Annotated in this window: 18 protein-coding genes; 12 read left to right on the top strand and 6 right to left on the bottom strand. The window is 54.0% G+C overall.

From position 1 onward, the window contains the following. The first annotated feature begins 89 nt into the window (after nt 1-89). From ACO07D_RS07520 to ACO07D_RS07505, 4 genes are all read left to right on the top strand, one after another. A complete protein-coding gene (locus ACO07D_RS07520) occupies nt 90-1,283 on the top strand; it encodes a tyrosine-type recombinase/integrase (RefSeq protein ID WP_421702340.1) in 1,194 nt (397 codons plus the stop codon). A 318-nt stretch (nt 1,284-1,601) separates the two neighbouring features. Beyond that, a complete protein-coding gene (locus tag ACO07D_RS07515) occupies nt 1,602-2,246 on the top strand; it encodes a hypothetical protein (RefSeq protein WP_421702339.1) in 645 nt (214 codons plus the stop codon). Next, complete coding sequence (locus ACO07D_RS07510; RefSeq protein ID WP_421702338.1) at nt 2,212-2,946, top strand: class I fructose-bisphosphate aldolase; 735 nt, start codon at nt 2,212-2,214, stop codon at nt 2,944-2,946. The genes ACO07D_RS07515 and ACO07D_RS07510 overlap by 35 nt, the downstream gene beginning before the upstream one ends. Further along, nucleotides 2,943-3,350 (top strand): RidA family protein, encoded by a 408-nt coding sequence (locus tag ACO07D_RS07505; protein WP_421702337.1) that lies wholly within the window; start codon nt 2,943-2,945, stop codon nt 3,348-3,350. The genes ACO07D_RS07510 and ACO07D_RS07505 overlap by 4 nt, the downstream gene beginning before the upstream one ends. A gap of 719 nt (nt 3,351-4,069) precedes the next feature. Here the strand turns inward: ACO07D_RS07505 and ACO07D_RS07500 are convergent. Then, the gene (locus ACO07D_RS07500) at nt 4,070-5,584 is read right to left on the bottom strand and encodes a recombinase family protein (RefSeq protein ID WP_421702336.1); all 1,515 of its coding nucleotides are present in this window, start codon (nt 5,582-5,584) and stop codon (nt 4,070-4,072) included. A 200-nt stretch (nt 5,585-5,784) separates the two neighbouring features. Beyond that, nucleotides 5,785-7,035, bottom strand: coding sequence for a type IV secretory system conjugative DNA transfer family protein (locus ACO07D_RS07495; RefSeq protein ID WP_421702335.1), 1,251 nt, complete (start codon nt 7,033-7,035; stop codon nt 5,785-5,787). A gap of 119 nt (nt 7,036-7,154) precedes the next feature. Between ACO07D_RS07495 and ACO07D_RS07490 the strand changes: the two genes are divergently transcribed. From ACO07D_RS07490 to ACO07D_RS07460, 7 genes are all read left to right on the top strand, one after another. Continuing rightward, nucleotides 7,155-7,682, top strand: coding sequence for a DUF3768 domain-containing protein (locus tag ACO07D_RS07490; protein ID WP_421702334.1), 528 nt, complete (start codon nt 7,155-7,157; stop codon nt 7,680-7,682). 342 nt (nt 7,683-8,024) lie between these two features. Further along, the gene (locus ACO07D_RS07485) at nt 8,025-8,375 is read left to right on the top strand and encodes a helix-turn-helix domain-containing protein (protein WP_421702333.1); all 351 of its coding nucleotides are present in this window, start codon (nt 8,025-8,027) and stop codon (nt 8,373-8,375) included. Beyond that, entirely contained in the window at nt 8,365-8,844 is a 480-nt protein-coding gene (locus ACO07D_RS07480; protein WP_421702332.1) for a hypothetical protein, read from the top strand. The genes ACO07D_RS07485 and ACO07D_RS07480 overlap by 11 nt, the downstream gene beginning before the upstream one ends. 148 nt (nt 8,845-8,992) lie before the next feature. Continuing rightward, a complete protein-coding gene (locus ACO07D_RS07475; RefSeq protein WP_421702331.1) occupies nt 8,993-9,589 on the top strand; it encodes a hypothetical protein in 597 nt (198 codons plus the stop codon). A 168-nt stretch (nt 9,590-9,757) separates the two neighbouring features. Continuing rightward, nucleotides 9,758-10,117, top strand: coding sequence for a hypothetical protein (locus ACO07D_RS07470; RefSeq protein ID WP_421702330.1), 360 nt, complete (start codon nt 9,758-9,760; stop codon nt 10,115-10,117). Then, entirely contained in the window at nt 10,117-12,192 is a 2,076-nt protein-coding gene (locus ACO07D_RS07465; protein ID WP_421702329.1) for a type IV secretory system conjugative DNA transfer family protein, read from the top strand. Before ACO07D_RS07470 ends, ACO07D_RS07465 begins: the two co-directional genes overlap by 1 nt. A 20-nt stretch (nt 12,193-12,212) precedes the next feature. Next, nucleotides 12,213-13,055 carry a replication-relaxation family protein gene (locus ACO07D_RS07460; protein WP_421702328.1) on the top strand — a complete coding sequence of 281 codons (843 nt, stop codon included), beginning with the start codon at nt 12,213-12,215 and terminating at the stop codon, nt 13,053-13,055. 17 nt (nt 13,056-13,072) lie between these two features. On the opposite strand, the gene ACO07D_RS07455 is transcribed toward ACO07D_RS07460, so the two are convergent. The 3 genes from ACO07D_RS07455 to ACO07D_RS07445 form a co-directional block, all read right to left on the bottom strand. After that, nucleotides 13,073-14,199, bottom strand: a protein-coding gene (locus ACO07D_RS07455; protein WP_421702160.1) for an IS3 family transposase whose coding sequence is annotated in 2 segments (ribosomal slippage) — nt 13,073-13,935 and nt 13,935-14,199 — 1,128 coding nt in all. Because the reading frame shifts where the segments join, the coding sequence is not laid out codon by codon here. Nucleotides 14,200-14,252: 53 nt separating this feature from the next. Then, nucleotides 14,253-14,600 carry a hypothetical protein gene (locus tag ACO07D_RS07450; protein ID WP_421702327.1) on the bottom strand — a complete coding sequence of 116 codons (348 nt, stop codon included), beginning with the start codon at nt 14,598-14,600 and terminating at the stop codon, nt 14,253-14,255. 168 nt (nt 14,601-14,768) lie between these two features. Further along, nucleotides 14,769-15,398, bottom strand: coding sequence for a hypothetical protein (locus ACO07D_RS07445; RefSeq protein WP_421702326.1), 630 nt, complete (start codon nt 15,396-15,398; stop codon nt 14,769-14,771). 204 nt (nt 15,399-15,602) lie between these two features. Here ACO07D_RS07445 and ACO07D_RS07440 point away from each other — a divergent pair, with 204 nt between their 5' ends. Beyond that, nucleotides 15,603-15,782, top strand: coding sequence for a hypothetical protein (locus ACO07D_RS07440; protein ID WP_421702325.1), 180 nt, complete (start codon nt 15,603-15,605; stop codon nt 15,780-15,782). A 1,019-nt stretch (nt 15,783-16,801) separates the two neighbouring features. Here ACO07D_RS07440 and ACO07D_RS07435 read toward each other — a convergent pair. Then, a protein-coding gene (locus ACO07D_RS07435; protein WP_421701028.1) for an IS3 family transposase occupies nt 16,802-17,928 on the bottom strand; the annotation gives its coding sequence in 2 pieces (ribosomal slippage) (nt 16,802-17,664 and nt 17,664-17,928; 1,128 coding nt in all). Nucleotides 17,929-18,291: the final 363 nt, after the last annotated feature.

The raw sequence follows: 18,291 nt of genomic DNA, 5'->3' as shown, positions 1-18,291 counted from the left end.
ACCCCTGTACCCAACAAATCGCACCACTTTCTGGGTACAGAACTGGGTACAAACCAGCAAATGAGCAATTCGGGAGTGCTGTGCCCAATATGCCCCTGTCGGACCTTAAGATACGCAAGCTAAAACAAAAGGATAAGCCCTTCCGCGTGAATGATGGTTGGGGTTTGTATTTGCTGGTTCGACCAACCGGTACGAAATCCTGGCAATTTCGCTATCAGTTCATGGGGAAAGAGAAAACACTCACCATCGGGCAGTATCCCGTGATGACCTTGGCTGAAGCACGCAGCAAACGTGATGAAGCGAAAAGGCTACTTGCAGATGGCACTGACCCCTCGATCCAGAAGAAACTCGATCGAATTGACGCGCATGTGAAAGAACGCATGACGTTCAAAGAGGTGGCCGATGAATACTACGAAAGCCTGGTGGATCGTGAACTGGCCCCGGCAACTCTCCGCAAGAAGCGTTGGCATATCGAAGATCTCTCGAAACCGTTGCACACCCGCCCGATCGACCAAATCACCGCTGCTGAGCTCCTGCATCTCTTGAAGCCGATCGAACGAAGCGGACGGCGAGAAACTGCAAAGAAGCTGCGCGCTACGATTTCAGCTATCTTCCGGCTGGCAATGGTCACTATGCGCGCCCCTGCTGACCCCTCTGCCGCATTAAAAGACGCCTTACTACCTCCGAAGGTCAAGGGTCGTGCAGCCATCACTGATGAGAAGGAGTTCGGCCAATTGCTGTGCCGTCTCGATGAGTATCCTGGTTGGCCGGTAATCCCAGCGGCCATGAAGTTCCAGATACTGACCTGCACACGACCAGGGGAGACGCGAGGGGCGAGAATGCAGGAATTCGACCTTGACGCCCGCACATGGACGATCCCGGCCACTCGCATGAAAATGCGGCGGGAACACAAGGTGCCTCTTTCCGATCAGGCATTCGAAATCGTCATGGAGAACTGGTCTGAAATCAAGGGTGTGGAGTTGCTGTTTCCGTCATTGATCTCGAACCGAAAACTAGTATCTGAAAATGCCTTTAATACCGTCTTGAGACGGCTTGGCTACTCCGGAGACGAAGTCACTGCGCATGGCTTTCGAGTAACCGCTAGCACGATTCTAAACTCTCGTGAATACAATCCAGATGTCATTGAAGCCATATTAGCGCACCAAGACCCGAACGCAATCCGAAGGACATACAACCGCACAACCTACTGGGATCAGCGCGTTGAAATGATGCAAATTTGGGCCAACCTATGTGATGGGCTGAGAGCTATTTGGAGGAACTGATCCAAGTATCTGTTTTTTACGAGATCAAGAACCATATAGTTCGGCCAAGTTTGGCTTCTCCAGGTTGTTCTCAACTAGCGCAATGGAGCGATTGGATGCAGAGGACACTACACCGGATCGACCCCCGTGGGGCCACCACAATGTCGAGACCTTAGTTCGTGGTTCGACAGCTACTAGACTCGTCCTGGGTTCGTTTGCCTCTGATCGTAGATTGATTGCCCGGTGAGAAAGTAGTCGACGGACGTGAACATGAGGTTCGCTTGTTGAAGTGATTGAGCCAAGTTTGTATAACGATTTCGACGAACGGATGGAGATTGCGTGCAAGACTTTTTCAACCAGATTTACAATGGTTTCCTTCTTAGGGATCTGTTGGGATATTTCGTTCCAGGAACAGTGGTGATCGTCTGCTGCTTGCACTTGACCTCTGTCTTGCTTGGGCAAGACTTTGTCTTGCTGCTACAGAGCTTAGGCAGCTCAAGCATAACCTACATCTTGCTGGCAGCAGCGTGTTACGCTGGCGGCCATTTTATTTCAGGGGTATTCTTCCATACTCCCTTCTTTCGAAGAGTTTTCTCATATAGCCCGAAGATTGAAGTTCTCACTGGATCCAAGCACGGAGACTTCAATGCTGCCTGGGCCCAACATCGTGCAGACTACCAAGCTGCTTGCAACGAAGAAAATGAGAAAGCACAGATCCATATTGAGCGCCATGCTGCACTTATTCATTTCACCGGCCATTTTTCAGCGGCAATCGTAGTCCTATGCTTCTACTTGGTTTTTCTCCATTTTTATGCCGTTGTCGAAGGCGCACTGTTGCTTGCAATACCTGCGGCAATCCTCTTCTTTGGAATCTACCGCCACTATCGACAGCTTACGAACGAACGATTTATGCTTGAAACAAGGTTGATTGAAATTAGTGATAGGCAAGGTGCAATTGAAACATCCCGAATCCCCAACGCCTAACGGTTTGCTGACCAAGGTACTGGCGCTAGACCATGGTCTGACTCAATATAGCGGATCTGTAGACTTAGCGACTTTGAGGTGCGTTCTTTCTGAAGCAACACCTCACTTCGGTTCTGTCGTCATGAACTATGGGATGGCTCGACACTTCAACAGCCTTCTTGAGTTGCCACTGATTGTGCAATGTTTCGGGGCTCCCTTCACGCATTATAAGTTCACAGTATGTGGGGTGAGCCAGGCGATTGACCTTGGTGCAGTAGGCATTTCAGTTCAGGTTGATTTTGACTTGGAGGAAGAGCAATTGTCTCAGCAATTGAGCAGTGTTTCGAGAATTATCGGAGAAGCTCACCAGAACAAGTTACCCGTAATGTTCATGGTTTCAGTACCGAAAGAGAAAAACTCAGCAAACCTGATGCAGCAAATCCGTTTCTGCTATGAATTAGGAGCTGACGTTATAAAAACTTGGCTGCCTGATGAGAGCGTAGTCTCTGAAGAAACGAAGCAGCAAATTCATGATAAACTGGTCAAATATCCACCGGTTGTGATGGCCGGTGGAGAACAAAGCTCAAAAATCGTGGAGCGGGCGAAGTTCGCAAGATGCCTTGGGCTTTCGGGCTACTGCATCGGCAGAAATGTTTATCAATCAGACAACCCAGCAAAAGTTGCAATCGCAATGGAAGAAATATGGAAAGACAAAATATGACCAACACAAAGGTTAACCCGACGGAACTTCGAATTCCAACCAAGGCCTACAGCCAAGGCGTTATTGTACCATGTGGCGATACCAACCTAATGTTCGTGACTGGCCAACTCCCGCAAGACATTGATGGTAAGATCGTCCATATTGGTGACCCAGAAGCCCAGACCCGACTGGTTTTCGACCGGATAGGTGCAATTCTCCGCGAAGGCGGAATGTCGTTTGATGATGTCGTGAAGCTCCAAGTCTATGTAAAAGACATCGCAAAGGCCAGCGTAACATCAAAGGTGCGAGATGAGTTGTTCGTCAACAGCAAACCGACCAGCACACTCGTTGAGGTTTCCGGATTTGTTAAGGAAGGCTGCTTTGTGGAGATTGATGCAGTTGCGGCAAGGAAGGTAAACGACTAGTAGATTACTCAGTTTATCGGCACACTTGGTAGTGTGGTTGGTTCGTCCCCTCACTTGTGCACAACTGTACAACTCACCTTGCGGCGAGTCTCGGCGAATTAGTCTTCTGGGGAACTACCAGGCTACATCAGATTGAAAACTGCCTGCAGCTCACGAGGGATGCGTATAGTTCGGTCTGTGTGTCGGTGTGGGGCACATTGCAAAATCTGCCAGACAGCACTTCTCGACGGATTAGTCGTCTGTGGCACTACCACGCTTCATCAGGTTGAAAACTGCCTGCAACTCGCGAGGGATGCGAATAATTCGATCTGTGTGTCGATGTGGGGCACCTTGCAAAACTTACCAGGCAGCACGTCTGGACAAAAGAAAAAGGCCGGATCTTCTGGCCTTTTCCAGATTTCCGACCAATGAGGCTTAACTGGGGTATCTGTCGGTCAACAGCATACTTCCGCCATCAAAGAGGGGTTTGACCAGCACTCTTCCATCCCTATCTTTCCATATTCGTGAATTGGAACAATTCGGGCATCCATGCTCCTCACCGTTAACTACAACCCATTTGGTTCCATCACATTTTTCACAAGACATTACGTTCTCCCTTGTTGATCTACATTCAGTTGTTGTCTGCAGATCTCAAGGGACAACTCTGACTTCAGTAAATCAAATTTATCAAATATTTCAACTACTAACCCAATTAATGCAAGGCGTTACACCTAGGCTGACTAGTCGTCTGTGGCTTTACCGCGCTTCATCAGATTGAAAACTGCCTGCAGCTCGCGAGGGATGCGATTAGTTCGATCTGTGTGTCGATGTGGGGCACCATTCAAGACACTCAGGCCTGTTTCGGCCTCTTCGAGCCAAGAATACGGCTCTAATTCTGGCATTTTCCCAGCGACGGTTCGGTTCGAGAAGGCGTTTTCGATGAACTCCCTTTTTTCGTTCGGCTTGAGGCTTTCGTAAAGCTCTGCAAGGGTTTTCATGAGTTCGATAAACTGTCGGGTATTGGCCTCAACGTCAGCTGGATCAGGCAGTTTTCGAAGTTCTTCCTGCAGCCGTGCGATGGTCAGAGCCGCTTCTTTCTTCTTCTCAAGGTAGGTTTCGTTGTCGAGTGTACCTTCGATTAAGAGGTCCGTGGCTCGGCGCATCCCTTGCTCAACGGAACTGATACGTAACTCGATGGATTTCCGCGTTTCGTCACGCGTGGTTTGCTCCTGGGTATCAAGCCAGTCCTTTTCAAGCTTATCGGCGTCTTCAGTGGAAATCTGGAACTTGCTGAACACCCGATAGATAAACGCGTCGAGCACATCTTCTCGGATGGTTTTGGTGGCACAATCGGGTCGTTGACACCGGTAATACACCCGTCCTTTTTGAAGCTCGGGTGACATCGGGTTGCCGCAATGGCCGCACCGAAACAGCCCGCGAAACAGGTGGTTGTGACGGGTGACTTTCGGGCCACATCGCCCCGCCTTTATGTCCTGAACCAACTGGAACAGCGATGGCGATATGATTGGTTCGTGAATGCCCTTGAAGACTTCGCCCGAGTTCTTGATTTCAATGATGCCCATGTAGAAGGGGTTTTTGAGAATGGTTTCGACACCATGGAGGCTGAGAGGTTTGCCAGCATGATTGAGCAGGCCCCGCCTGTTCATCTCGGATTGCAGGCTGCGCAATGAATGCTGACCTGACCCGTAGAGATCAAACATTTCCCTGACTAACGATGCCTTCCGTGGGCATTGCGCCTTTGGATTGCCCTTGCCGGTGTCGAGATATCCGATTGGCGCACGAAACGGGTAAAGCCCTTGCTTCAACCTGCCCCGAATGCCCTTCCTGGTTTCTTCGCGAAGGTTGCGGATGAAGTCGGCGGCGATAACAGCCAGCATGTCTGCGGTGAGACGGCCACCTCGCGTGGTGAAATCCAAGCTTTCGGTCGCCACATAGACATCAATGCCCTGGTCAGGAAGCTCGGACACAATCGACCAATCCTTCAGGTTACGGGCAGAGCGGTCAATCTTGTGCATAATCAACCCGGACGCCTTGCCGCGTTTCAACTGCCGGAGCATCTGATTGAACTTTGGGCGCCCGCTTTTGGCTGCGGTCTCTTTTTCCTCAAACCAATCAAGGACATCGAGATTGTTCCGACTCGCAAAAGCCAGGATCGCGTCCTTTTGTTCTTGCAGGGACACGCCCTCGCCTTGCTTGAGCGTGCTGACCCGGATGTATCCGAAGCAGGGTTTCATAGGTCATTGGGAATATCCGCTGACTCTAGCACATCCTCGGATTCTGTCGAATCTGCGCCCTCCTTCCACGGCCAGGAACCGTCTGCCGACATACGTTGAAAAACGCGGCGGCAGAGTTCGAGATGGCGTTGTAAGTGTTCGTCTTTGTCCATTGGTCTCAGGATACCCGAGCTGCACGGTTTCGAAAGACGGCCCGGCTTTCAGAAAATGCAGCCGTCGGGTGGGATGGTTGTCATCGAAAAGCTGCGGATGCGTTCTCCAGATACCAAAAGGCGCACGAAAGCGTTGTAGTTGGGCTGCATCGTGATGTTGTGCGGTTCCACCCGCCCGAGCTGACTGCTCATCAAGGGTGTGTCGAGCGCGCCGGTGCGAAAACAAATCAGATTGCCGCAGTTGCCCATTACCGAGGCAAACACTGCCGGATCAGACTGCTGTGCATGTTGCTGGCTGAGGGTGACACCAAGCCTGTACTTGCGGGTCTCAGATAAGAGGTCTGCGATGGTCTGCGTGGTGAAAGAATGGAATTCATCGACATAGAGCATGAAGGGACGGCGTTCGGTTTCAGCCTGGGCGGACCTCGTGAAAGCGGCGTGGGTCATGCTGGAGACAAGCAGCCCACCCAGGACATTGGCGATATCCGATCCAAGCCGTCCCTTTTCCAGGTTGATGATTAGAACCCGTCCTTCATCCATGATCTGACGAAAGCGCAATGGCTCGCGTGGTTCGCAAACCGCTCGACGCACCACCGGGTGAGCCAGGAAAGCACCGAGCTTGTTGGCGATCGGAGCGATGCCATCGGCGGCGGTTTTGTAGTTCATGGCCGGGAATTCTTCCTGCCAGAAACGTAGCACCTGCTCGTCTTTCACATGGTGCAAAACCTCCGCACGGAAATCATGTTCTAGGTAGAGGCGCAGAATGTCCTGCATATTGGTCTGCGGCCTCTCGAGAAGCGCCAAGACAGCATAACGCAGCAGGTGCTCCATACGCGCTCCCCAGGCGTCTGCCCATTGCGCCTTCAAGGCATCCACAAGGCCGGACACGACCAATGGTCTGAGGGCAGAGCTGGTACGGGTCAGCGGGTTGTATCCGTAGGGGCTGTCAGGGTCGGCAACACGCCAATACAGGGTTGCCTCGCCCAGGGTGCCCGCCAGATGCTCTGCCAGATCGCCATGGGGATCAATCACACAGAACCCGATACCAGCAGCAGCATCCTGCCGGGCCATGTGCTCGATCAGAGTGGATTTGCCCGTTCCGGTCTGACCGATGATGTATAGGTGCGACAGGCGGTCCTGCAGGCGGATGCCAAAAGGAAAGCTGCCGCTGTTTCGAAAGGCCAGCCCCAGGGTCGTTACGTTTTCCAGGGAAAATCTCACCCAGTTATTCTGCACCTCGGAGTGTTCAGCTTCCAGACGGCTCCGTACGCAGGAAATCGCAACTTGCAGCAAATGCAAGTGGGTCCGTCTTTTCGGTCAATCCGATCTGCCGCACAATTTCATTGGAGCGTTCCTGCCTCGCCTCGCGGCGCATGGGTCTGAACTGGTCAGGCCCATGCAAGCGCGAGGAGAGAGACATGCCAAAAGACATCGAAACCTGGGAACTAATCGGCGCCTACCCCACCTGCAGCATTTGTGGATCACCACAGGTGGTGCGGGATGCCTGGGCGGAGTGGAGTGTCACCTTTCATGACTGGGTGCTGAAGACTACCTTTGACGAGTTCGCCTGCGACAAGTGCGGTGGTCAAACGAACCCGGTCTGGAAGGTGGACGAAGAATTTCGCACCAAACGCATTGCCCGACTCAATGACGCTTTGCGTCATGGCGAACTCGATCACGCAACGGTTGTTGTAACCTGTGGCGTCCAATCCATGGGTGAAGCGTTCTTAGCTAAAGCAGGCCGTGCCGTCATCGCCTATGACGACTTCTCCGAGGACAATGACCCTCGCGGAGAGCATGATTTTGGTGCGTTTGAGGTGGATGGTGAGAAGCTGTTTTGGAAGATCGATCCGTTCGATCATCAGATGAAATGGCATTCGCCGGATGCTGCCAACCCGCATTTGACCCATCGGGTGCTGACAATCATGCTGGCGAGCGAATACTAGGCGCCCAGGGAACGGGTCGCGGCATTCAGCCCATCCTGAAAAGGGTGGGCTGTTCTTTTCGACTTGCGTGAAACTACGGGTCGGCCCGTCTGGCGCGGGGTAGCAAAATGCGCAAAAATACCCGTAGGGAAATGGTGAAAACGGGTTTTGCCGCCGGTCTGCAGGGGCGGGTCCTGGCGAGGCGAAAGGGGCTTTGCCCTTTCGCTTCTCGATCCCTCAGCCAGGATCCGATCTCGGTTGGAACCGGCAAAACCCGTTTTCAAACACTGCAACCCGTCACCAGTTTCCCGACGTGGAGCGAGGGGCTACCATGGAGTCCGTTATTCGCTAACCAAACCAAGTATGTTTGATGAGTTCATTTTTGATCTTAAGGCCGCGCGTAAGATGTCCGGCCTGACCCAGAAGGATTGCGGTCACCTTATCGGTGGATCCGAATACCGGATCAGCCAATTAGAACGTGGCCAGCGCCTGCCGACGATACGGGAAATCTGCACCCTTTCTCTTGTCTACGGGAAGAACTTCGAAAGCCTCTATGGGGCAATATTCGATGAGATACGCAAAAAGCTGGATCAGCGTCTGAGCAACCTGCCGGAGCCAGAAAAATCCATCCCGGGCCACCACAACCGGGTACAGACGCTTGAGCGTCTGCAGCAGCGATTATTAGACGAAAGCGGGACGGAACATGACCGCTAGCGGAAAGCGGGTGCTGGCGGTGGCGGTGCGCACAAAACGGATCGCTTGTGTGGTGTTTGAGGATGGCATTCCGGTGACTTGGGATGCGGTCGGGAAGAAACACAAGACGCCGGAGAGAGCCGCCGAGAAACTGCGGAGCTGGATCGACGAACACAAACCCGATGTGTTGGTAAGTGAGAACCCGGACACGGCGACCAGAAAGGGCAAGCGACAGATCGCGGTGTTGAAAGCCTTCCAGGCGGTCGGTGAAGAGTTGCCGCTCATCCATTTCATCGTTGAGCGTAAAAGGCGGTTCGACAATGTCTATGTAGAGGCCGCTGCCTTCGGAGAACAGTTTCCAGATTTGGCCGGGCTGGTGCCGAGGCCAATAAAGCCATGGGAAAGCGAAGGGCACAATGTGGTGTGCTTTGAGGCGCTCGCTCTGGCGCGCGATGCTGGGGTGATTGCCGACACGAAATCAGGTTCTTGAATCCAGCCCCTTCTCAACCGTCCTCGATGAGGGCGGTTTTTTTCTTCGGGTGCGACATGATGGAGCATGTCCGTTTCAACTATTGAGAGATCATGGCTGCTGTGCAGGATGTTTTCCATTAGGAAATTCTATTCAAAGGACCAGCAAAATGTCCGAGCAAATGCGTTCATACGGCGTGGCACGCACGTTGTTTTCTATTCTGGAGATTGTCGGTTGGCTTGTAGTGGTTGTCGGGATCATTGCTGGCTTTACGCTGGCTGGCAGCGCTGGACGTTACGTGCCCGACTCCCAAAAAGTGCTTCTCTTTCTCATGGGGGCCAGCAGCTCACTGGTCGGCCTGTTCTTTGTAGGGGCAGTGCAACACTGGCGCGCTGGTGTCGATAGCGCCGAATACAATCAACAGATGCTCAAGGTGGCGCGTGACCAACTGGCCGTTTCCAAGCAGGGCTTGAAACAGAACAACAGCTCGCCGCACGGCTATGCCGCTAAGACGGAGGAAAGCCCAATTGCCAACCGTCGCAGCTTTTCAGCGGAAAAGCGTGAGGCCTCCCGGGCGCCAAAAGTACAACCCGAGCCTCAAACAAGTGCGGGACAGAAGATCGAACACAGTGGGAAGACTATCCTCGTTGAAGGCGACACCTACTCGTACGACGGCATCCCGTTCAAGAGCCTGGAAAAGGCCCAGCACTATATCGATACCTACGCTTCAAAGTCGTTGCCGGAGCCCTTCCGAGTGCCGGAATGACCCCCATACGAACCCCCAACCCCTATGGGTATTCCGTATGTGTGTTCAGCCCGGAACATCGGGCCACATAGCTGAACAAAACGAGGCCCTTTCAAACCATGACTTCATCCGCTTTCGCGTCTTCACCCGCCGCCCCAAATTGCAAAGTAGCCTGCCCGGCTTAACCTGATGCGTATCTCCATCGATCATCACACCATCCGCAAAGGGCTTCTGCTGAAGAAGACCTTTCACGAGGTTCATCTCACTGTCGCCTTTACCCACGAGGAGAAGCAAATCATCCGCCAAAGGGGACTTGTGAAAACCAAGCTGGTGGATCGTCGCCCGGCCAATGCCAAGGTGGATGATCGCGATGAGAAGTTCGAGCTGCGGGTTGAACATCTGATGGATGGACGCACGGATCGCTTTCTCTGCGCCACACCTTCGCAATCCAAGATCTATGAGGAAGAACTACTGGCAATGCTCACCCAGATGAAGGCTTGGCTGGATGACAACGCCGAGACTGGCAGCCGCACCGTGGTGGAACTCTGATGAGCACGTCTCCGCTGGATGGTTTCTTTGGCACTTATGTCACCTTCGTCATAGTGGCGCTGTTTCTGGCCTTGGCGATCATTGTGACGCCTTTCCTGATTTTGGGCGCGGTTCTCTATGTCGGTATCCGCATGTATCTGGAAAGCCCCGCCCGTCTGGAACGTCTTGCCCGGGAGGAAACTGACCTGCTGTACCGCCACGCTCTCTCAGGCACAGCACAACTCTCGGATGAAGAGATCAACACAGCCCTGGCGCATCACTGGCCACCGGACACGCCGGACCATCTGAAACTGCAGCTCCTTGAAATCGGTCGGGGCCTGTTCGAAGCGGAAGGCTTGCAGCCGGACATCCCGCCACCCCCGGCGCTCTGCAACACGGTAGAAGGTGCCCGCTATCGCGACATGCTGGCCCGGGCAGGCCAGGCGCGTAGTGATCGGGTGATGGTGCTGTCAGCCTTAGAGGTGATCTCCGAGAGCCTGGCCACGTTTGCCGAGGCGGTGCCACCGATTGATGGCGATGTGCTGGTTGAGGTGACCCAGTTCGTTCACCCGCTTGGCAATGCCGTGCAGAACGTGATTGCCCCCTTCTTCCAGGACAATGACTACAACCACTTCAAGCGGCTGCGCGAACGGCTTGATGCAAATCTTGCTAAGACCCACCGCAGCCAACCGGTCTTCCCGCGCGACTACAAGGGCGATGATGTGGTTGGCACCTACCTGTCCGGCACGTTCCTGAAAGAGCTCTTCGCGCTCAAAACCCCGTTTGAAATCCCGGAAGAGCGCCGATTTGAACACAGCCATATCGTGGCAGGATCGGGTCACGGCAAAACCCAAACGCTGCAGTATTTCATTGCCAGAGATCTGGAAGAGGTCGCCAGAGGGGACAAGTCTGTTGTCGTGATCGACAGCCAGGGCGATCTGATCAATACGATTCTCAAGGCCAAGCACCTGCCACCGGAACAGATCGTATTGATTGATCCAGAGGACATCGCCTTCCCCGTCAGCCTCAATCTCTTCTCCGTGGGGCAAGAGCGGCTCCAAAACTACGACGCCCTGGAGCGTGAACGCCTCACCAACTCGATCATCGAGCTTTATGACTTCGTGCTGGGATCGCTTCTCTCGGCGGGCATGACCGCCAAACAGAGCGTGGTCTTCCGCTATGTGACCCGGCTGATGTTCCATATTCCTGATGCCACCATTCACACGCTCCGCGAGTTGATGGAACCCGGCGGCACGGACGCCTACCAGGAGCACATTGCAAAGCTCGACGGCACGCCTCGGCGTTTCTTTGAGACCGAGTTTGACAGCAAAGAGTTCACCAACACCAAGACACAGGTTCTGCGCCGCCTTTATGGCGTGCTCGAAAACCAGACCTTTGAGCGCATGTTTTCCCACCCACAATCAAAGCTCGACATGTTCACCGAGATGAATGCGGGCAAGCTGATCCTGATCAACACCTCAAAGAGCCTGCTCAAAGAACAAGGCACGGAGATCTTCGGGCGGTTCTTCATTGCGCTGATTGCCCAGGCGGCTCAGGAACGCGCCACCCTGCCAGGTCATGACCGCCTGCCGGTGATGGTCTATGTTGATGAAGCCCAGGACTACTTCGATCAGAATATCGGCGTCATTCTCAGTCAGGCGCGCAAATACAAGGTCGGCATGATCATGGCGCACCAATATCTGGGGCAACTGTCGAGTGGCCTCCAGGAAGCCTTTGAAGCCAACACCTCGATCAAGCTGGCAGGCGGTGTCTCGGCCAGAGATGCGCGCGCCCTGGCCGGTCAAATGGCCAGCACACCGGAGATCATCCAGAAACAACCCAAAGGCACATTTGCCACTTTTGTGCGCGGTCTCACCCAATCTGCCGTGCCGATCAGCTTTCCATTCTTTGTGTTGGAAAATCGACCCCGTACAACCAAAGACGAGTTGAAAGCCATCCGCGAACACAGCCGAAGAACCTATGCCTCCCCATGGCAGGACAAACCGGAACATAGCGAACCAGCAAATCACCAAAACCAGGATAAACCTGAAGAAAATCAGGACGATGATCCAACTTCTCGTTCTCCGGAACTGTGATCCCGGCTAGTGTTCAGCCCATGAAGATGACCGACAGCATCGGCAGATCGACGTTTTACCGGATTGCATCGCAACCAGATGTGCGACCAACGGCCAGAGAGATCCGCTGGCTGAAACACATTGAACGCCACGGACCTCAGTCCTCCCAATATCTCTATGAACTGACCCGGGACACACACCGCTGCAAAGACACGGCACTTCGGCAAATGCAGAAACTGCGCGCCGGTGGTTTCCTGTGTCTTCCACCACAACAGCGTGCCACCGAACAGGCTGACTTCAATCCCTATATCTATGATCTGACGAAAGCGGCGAAGGATCACCTCAATGACCTCGGCATTGCTGAACCCACGGTGCGACCCACTGGCCATTGGTGGCACGGCTATGCCACGTCCTGTGTGACCAGCTCCATCGACATTGCGGCTGCCAGGCAGAGCGTGCGCTACATCCCAGCCCACACCATCCTGGCCAAACGCAATGCCTCATACGAAATCCCGCTGAACCGAGGCAAGCTGATCCCGGATCAACTTTTCGCCCTCGACTATGGTGGCAGTTTCCGCGCCTTCGCTTTGGAGGTGGATCGCGGCACCGAACCGATCCAATCGAAAGCCGCGCGAAAAAGCCTGGCACGGTCAGTCGATCAATATGCCGAGATTCTGGAACGCGGTGTCCATCGCAACCACTACGGCCTCAAGGCCAATCTTTTGGTGCTTTGGGTGTTCATAAGCCGGATCAGGCAGGAGCGGTTTCTTGAGAAGCTAGAGGGGTGTTCGCCGCTGGTGCGGCAGAGCGTATTGTCGACGGTTGTTTCCGAGAAGGAACAAAGGAAGTATCCAGTTACGGACCTCTTGATCAGCCCCACCTAAGTGGTCCAGTCTGAATGTTAGTGCATGATTGGCCTGGGTTCCATCGGGACGATGGTTTCCGGGGCCGGTGGGCGGTAGCCCAAGGCACTATGTGGCCGTTTGGTGTTGTAGTGCTTCCTCCATTGTTCAATCAGGATTTGCGCCTCCCGTAAGCTGTAGAAGACTTCACCATTGAGCAGCTCGTCGCGGAACCGGGCATTGAAGCTTTCACAGTATCCATTCTCCCATGGTGATCCCGGTTCAATGTAAGCGGTCTTGGCTCCGACGGCTGCAATCCAGTCCCGGACAGACTGTGCGATAAACTCAGGGCCGTTATCGGAGCGAATGAAAGCAGGGACACCACGCAGGATGAACAGGTCCGTCAGCGCGTCGATGACCTCGGTCGAGTTCAACTTCCGCTGCACACGGATCGCCAGACATTCCCGACTATATTCATCCAAGATGTTGAGGGTGCGAAACACCTTTCCATCATCCGTTCGATGATGAACGAAGTCATAGCTCCAGACATGATTGCGATACTTCGGTCGCAGCCGGACGCAAGAACCGTCATTCAGCCAGAGCCGCCCTTTTTTGGGTTGCTTCATCGGTACTTTGAGCCCCTCGCGTCGCCACAGACGTTCGACACGCTTGTCGTTCACCAGCCAGCCTGCATCTCTCAGCAAAGCGGCGATCCGGCGATAACCATAGCGACCATACTGGCGCGTCAGCGCGATCATGTCGGCCACCAGGCGATCTTCGTCAGCACGCCCAACAGGCATCCGTCTTTGTGTGGATCGATGCTGTCCCAAGACACGACAAGCGCGACGCTCTGAGATGTGAAACTGGCTTCGCACATGCTCAACGCAGGCGCGGCGACGCGAAGGGCTCAGTAGTTTCCCCGTGCGGCCTCCGATAGGATCAGCTTGTCCAGCGTCAGGTCGGACACGGCCCGGCGCAAGCGATCATTCTCTTTCTGGAGCCGTTTGAGTTCTTTCAGTTGGTCGGTTCCCATACCGCCATATTGCTTACGCCAGCGGTAAAACGTCTGCTCGGTTATCTGCACCTGGCGGATCGCATCAACTCGCGGCATCCCTTGGCCGCATAGCACCTCAACCTGCCGCAACTTCGTGACAATCTCTTCCGGTTTGTGGCGATTAATTCCCATCTTTGATCCTCCGTTTCCTAACTATAGGGGCGGACCACTTCAGTGGGGGAGGATCACGTCCGGCTGCCGGTCTCGGCATTGTCATCAAGCCAGAGCTTCATCTGAGCGAGCACTGCGAGAAGATCTTCTTCATAGATCTTGGCCTGAGATGGCGTGGCGCAGAGGAAGCGATCCACGCGCCCATCCATCAGATGTTCGACGCGCAGCTCGAACTTCTCATCGCGATCATCTACCCGGGCATTGGCGGGACGCCGATCCACGAGCTTGGTCTTGAGCAGTCCCCTTTGCCGGATGATCTGTTTCTCTTCATGGGTAAAGGCAACAGAGAGATGGACCTCATAGAAGGTCGTCTTGAAGAGCCAGCCTTTGCGAAGGGTGTGATGGTCTATTGAAATACGCATGGGGTTAAGCCGGGCAGGCTATCTTGCAATTTGGGGTGGTGGGTGAAGACGCGAAAGCGGATGAAGTCACGGTTTGAATGGGCCTCTTTCTGGTCAGCTATGTGCATCAATGTTCCGGGCTGAATACACATAGGCGATACACATAGGGGTTGGGGGTGCCTATGGGGATCATTCGGGGGCTCGGAAGGGCTCTGGCAAGGACCTCATTCCGGGTTCGTCGATATAGGCCTGTGCCTCTTCCAGGGTTTCGAAACGAAGGCTGTTGTAGGCATAGGCGCCGTTTCTGATCTCGATGGTCTTGCCCTTGTATGCGATGGTCTCGGCCCCGTTCGGTTGGGGTTGGGCGCGGGCCTGTGCCTGAGGCTGGCTCTGTGGTTCAGGCCGAGGCGGCGCCGTCGCTTGGCGCCTGTCCGCCGCGAAACCGTGTCGGCTGGTTGGAGGCGTGTCCTGTGTCGCGGCGGCAAAGCCCTGGGGCTGAGTGGTACCTTGTCTCAGGGCCTGTCTGGACACCGCCAACTGGTCACGCGCCACTTTCAGCATCTGCTGATTGTACTCCGCCGAGTCCACACCGGCGCGCCAGTTCTGAACGGCGCCAATCACGATGAGGCCAATGAAGGAGGCGCCGAGACCAACGAGAAGAAACAGGAGAATTTTAGTCCCATCCGAGACATAGGTTTCGACCGATGCCGCAAGGATGTATCCCACGATGAGACCGATAGCGATGATCACCCGGCCGCCGAACTCGAGAATGGAGAATAACCTGCGCGCGGTGCTATATGAACGCATTTGCTCGGACATAATGCCGATCCTTTCAATGTCTTTGTCTAATGGCTGATATCCTGCACAGAGCCATGACCTGCCTCAACAGATGAATGCTGGCTGCTCCGACATGTCGCACCCATCAGACAACCGCCCTCAATGAACAGCTTCGTCAGGCCCTGTGGGGTATCTAAACTGGTTTTGTAAAGGATGGTATTTCGCTCTCCAAGACCACCAAGTAGCGTGTATGAGAAAGAAACCCGGATCGTTCTGGAAGGCTTGCGCAGCGAGAAAAACATCGCCGAGCTCTGCTGGCGCGAGCCAAGGCTTCTGTTTGATGGCGACTACATTGAAGAGAGTTGGGTGGATCGCACGCTGGATGGCGGTAAGAAAGAGCTAATGAGGATGCAACTTGCGGCATAATGACCGTTGACCCCAACAGTCAGAATTATAACTTGCGGAAATGAAGTTTTCGTTTGTGCCGTCGGCTCACAGACGTATGTATTGTTTAAGGGGCGGATGTTGATCGTGCGTTATTTTTTAGAGAAGGTTAGCGACCTTTCGTTTAGCGTCTTGCTAAGTCTGGCACAAAGATTGCTCGGCAAGAGGTCTGTGTCTCTCTCCCTGTCTTTGACCAGTACGTCAAGTACAAGGGCCGCTCAGGCGACGTGGCCGACGGACGAAACAAACACGGAGGCTGGTTGTGGCACAGGCCGACGGCCCCTTAATTCAGTCATCGTTCTTGGGCTTGCAGTTTGCCTGTTGAGTGCGCAAGCCGCCTTCAGCCAGATTGCTTCGGGCGCAACAACTAAGGGCGGCGTTACCAGCGGCAAAGTCCAAGAGGTAGATGAAGCTGGGCTACTGTTGCTGGACAATGGCGCAACGATTGACCTTTGGGGCTTGCACATTCGAGACTATGACCGATTTGCTGAATGGTTGGTCGGGCGCGAGGTGCTGTGCTCGATCCTCGGCGGCACGTCCGCTGTCTGGCTGGCAGATTGTGTGCTAGCTGCGGAACGATCTGATCCGCCAATCGTCGCCAGATCAATCACTAGCCTGCACCTCTATGTCTGGCTGCCTGAATTCGGAATAGCCGAGCACCGTTGCTCGAAGGATGATATTTCAATTGGCACAGTCCGGCATGCTAGGGGCTTAACCTACAAATGCCGCGAGGATGGGCAGCCCTACAGGGCTGCCCCCCTTTCGATAAGATGACGAAATAATTAGAGGAAAAACAAATGTCTATTCAGGCTTTGATTGACGAGGGGTTTATCTCGTTTGTGATCGGCATTTCCCCGGAAGACGAGACGGTTCTAACATCTCATTTGAATACTATCTATAATTTGCCTGGTGGGGCTGAACTTTTTGAGTCACTTAGGAGTTATGATCGCACCGTCGTGTATGGAACTGATCAGCCCCACCTAAGTGGTCCAGTCTGAATGTTAGTGCATGATTGGCCTGGGTTCCATCGGGACGATGGTTTCCGGGGCCGGTGGGCGGTAGCCCAAGGCACTATGTGGCCGTTTGGTGTTGTAGTGCTTCCTCCATTGTTCAATCAGGATTTGCGCCTCCCGTAAGCTGTAGAAGACTTCACCATTGAGCAGCTCGTCGCGGAACCGGGCATTGAAGCTTTCACAGTATCCATTCTCCCATGGTGATCCCGGTTCAATGTAAGCGGTCTTGGCTCCGACGGCTGCAATCCAGTCCCGGACAGACTGTGCGATAAACTCAGGGCCGTTATCGGAGCGAATGAAAGCAGGGACACCACGCAGGATGAACAGGTCCGTCAGCGCGTCGATGACCTCGGTCGAGTTCAACTTCCGCTGCACACGGATCGCCAGACATTCCCGACTATATTCATCCAAGATGTTGAGGGTGCGAAACACCTTTCCATCATCCGTTCGATGATGAACGAAGTCATAGCTCCAGACATGATTGCGATACTTCGGTCGCAGCCGGACGCAAGAACCGTCATTCAGCCAGAGCCGCCCTTTTTTGGGTTGCTTCATCGGTACTTTGAGCCCCTCGCGTCGCCACAGACGTTCGACACGCTTGTCGTTCACCAGCCAGCCTGCATCTCTCAGCAAAGCGGCGATCCGGCGATAACCATAGCGACCATACTGGCGCGTCAGCGCGATCATGTCGGCCACCAGGCGATCTTCGTCAGCACGCCCAACAGGCATCCGTCTTTGTGTGGATCGATGCTGTCCCAAGACACGACAAGCGCGACGCTCTGAGATGTGAAACTGGCTTCGCACATGCTCAACGCAGGCGCGGCGACGCGAAGGGCTCAGTAGTTTCCCCGTGCGGCCTCCGATAGGATCAGCTTGTCCAGCGTCAGGTCGGACACGGCCCGGCGCAAGCGATCATTCTCTTTCTGGAGCCGTTTGAGTTCTTTCAGTTGGTCGGTTCCCATACCGCCATATTGCTTACGCCAGCGGTAAAACGTCTGCTCGGTTATCTGCACCTGGCGGATCGCATCAACTCGCGGCATCCCTTGGCCGCATAGCACCTCAACCTGCCGCAACTTCGTGACAATCTCTTCCGGTTTGTGGCGTTTAATTCCCATCTTTGATCCTCCGTTTCCTAACTATAGGGGCGGACCACTTCAGTGGGGGAGGATCAACTGAATCGACGCGGAAAATCTCACAAATTCAGTCAAAGCGTCGTAGCGTTCCCAATCCCATGTGTAGAACCTCACGCGACCTGAGCTAAGAAGACATTTTTGCCCCAATGCCAAAAGGCATTATACTAACAGCGACTTGGGGGAACGACCTATTTTAAAGGAGAGAGTTCATGAAAGCGCTTCTTTACAGCACAGTTATTTGGGTACTTACTTCAGTTTCAGTCAGCGCGGGTACGCTCGATCAGACCTGTCAAAGCGAATGCTTCAATCGCTGGTCCCACTGCCTTCAGACAACAGGTGGCTGCC

Origin of the sequence: Aliiroseovarius sp. (assembly GCF_965228805.1) — a bacterium.
GTDB lineage: Bacteria > Pseudomonadota > Alphaproteobacteria > Rhodobacterales > Rhodobacteraceae > JASBTN01.
Note: the sequence above shows the minus strand (reverse complement) of the source record. Positions and strands in the feature narration are given on the sequence as shown.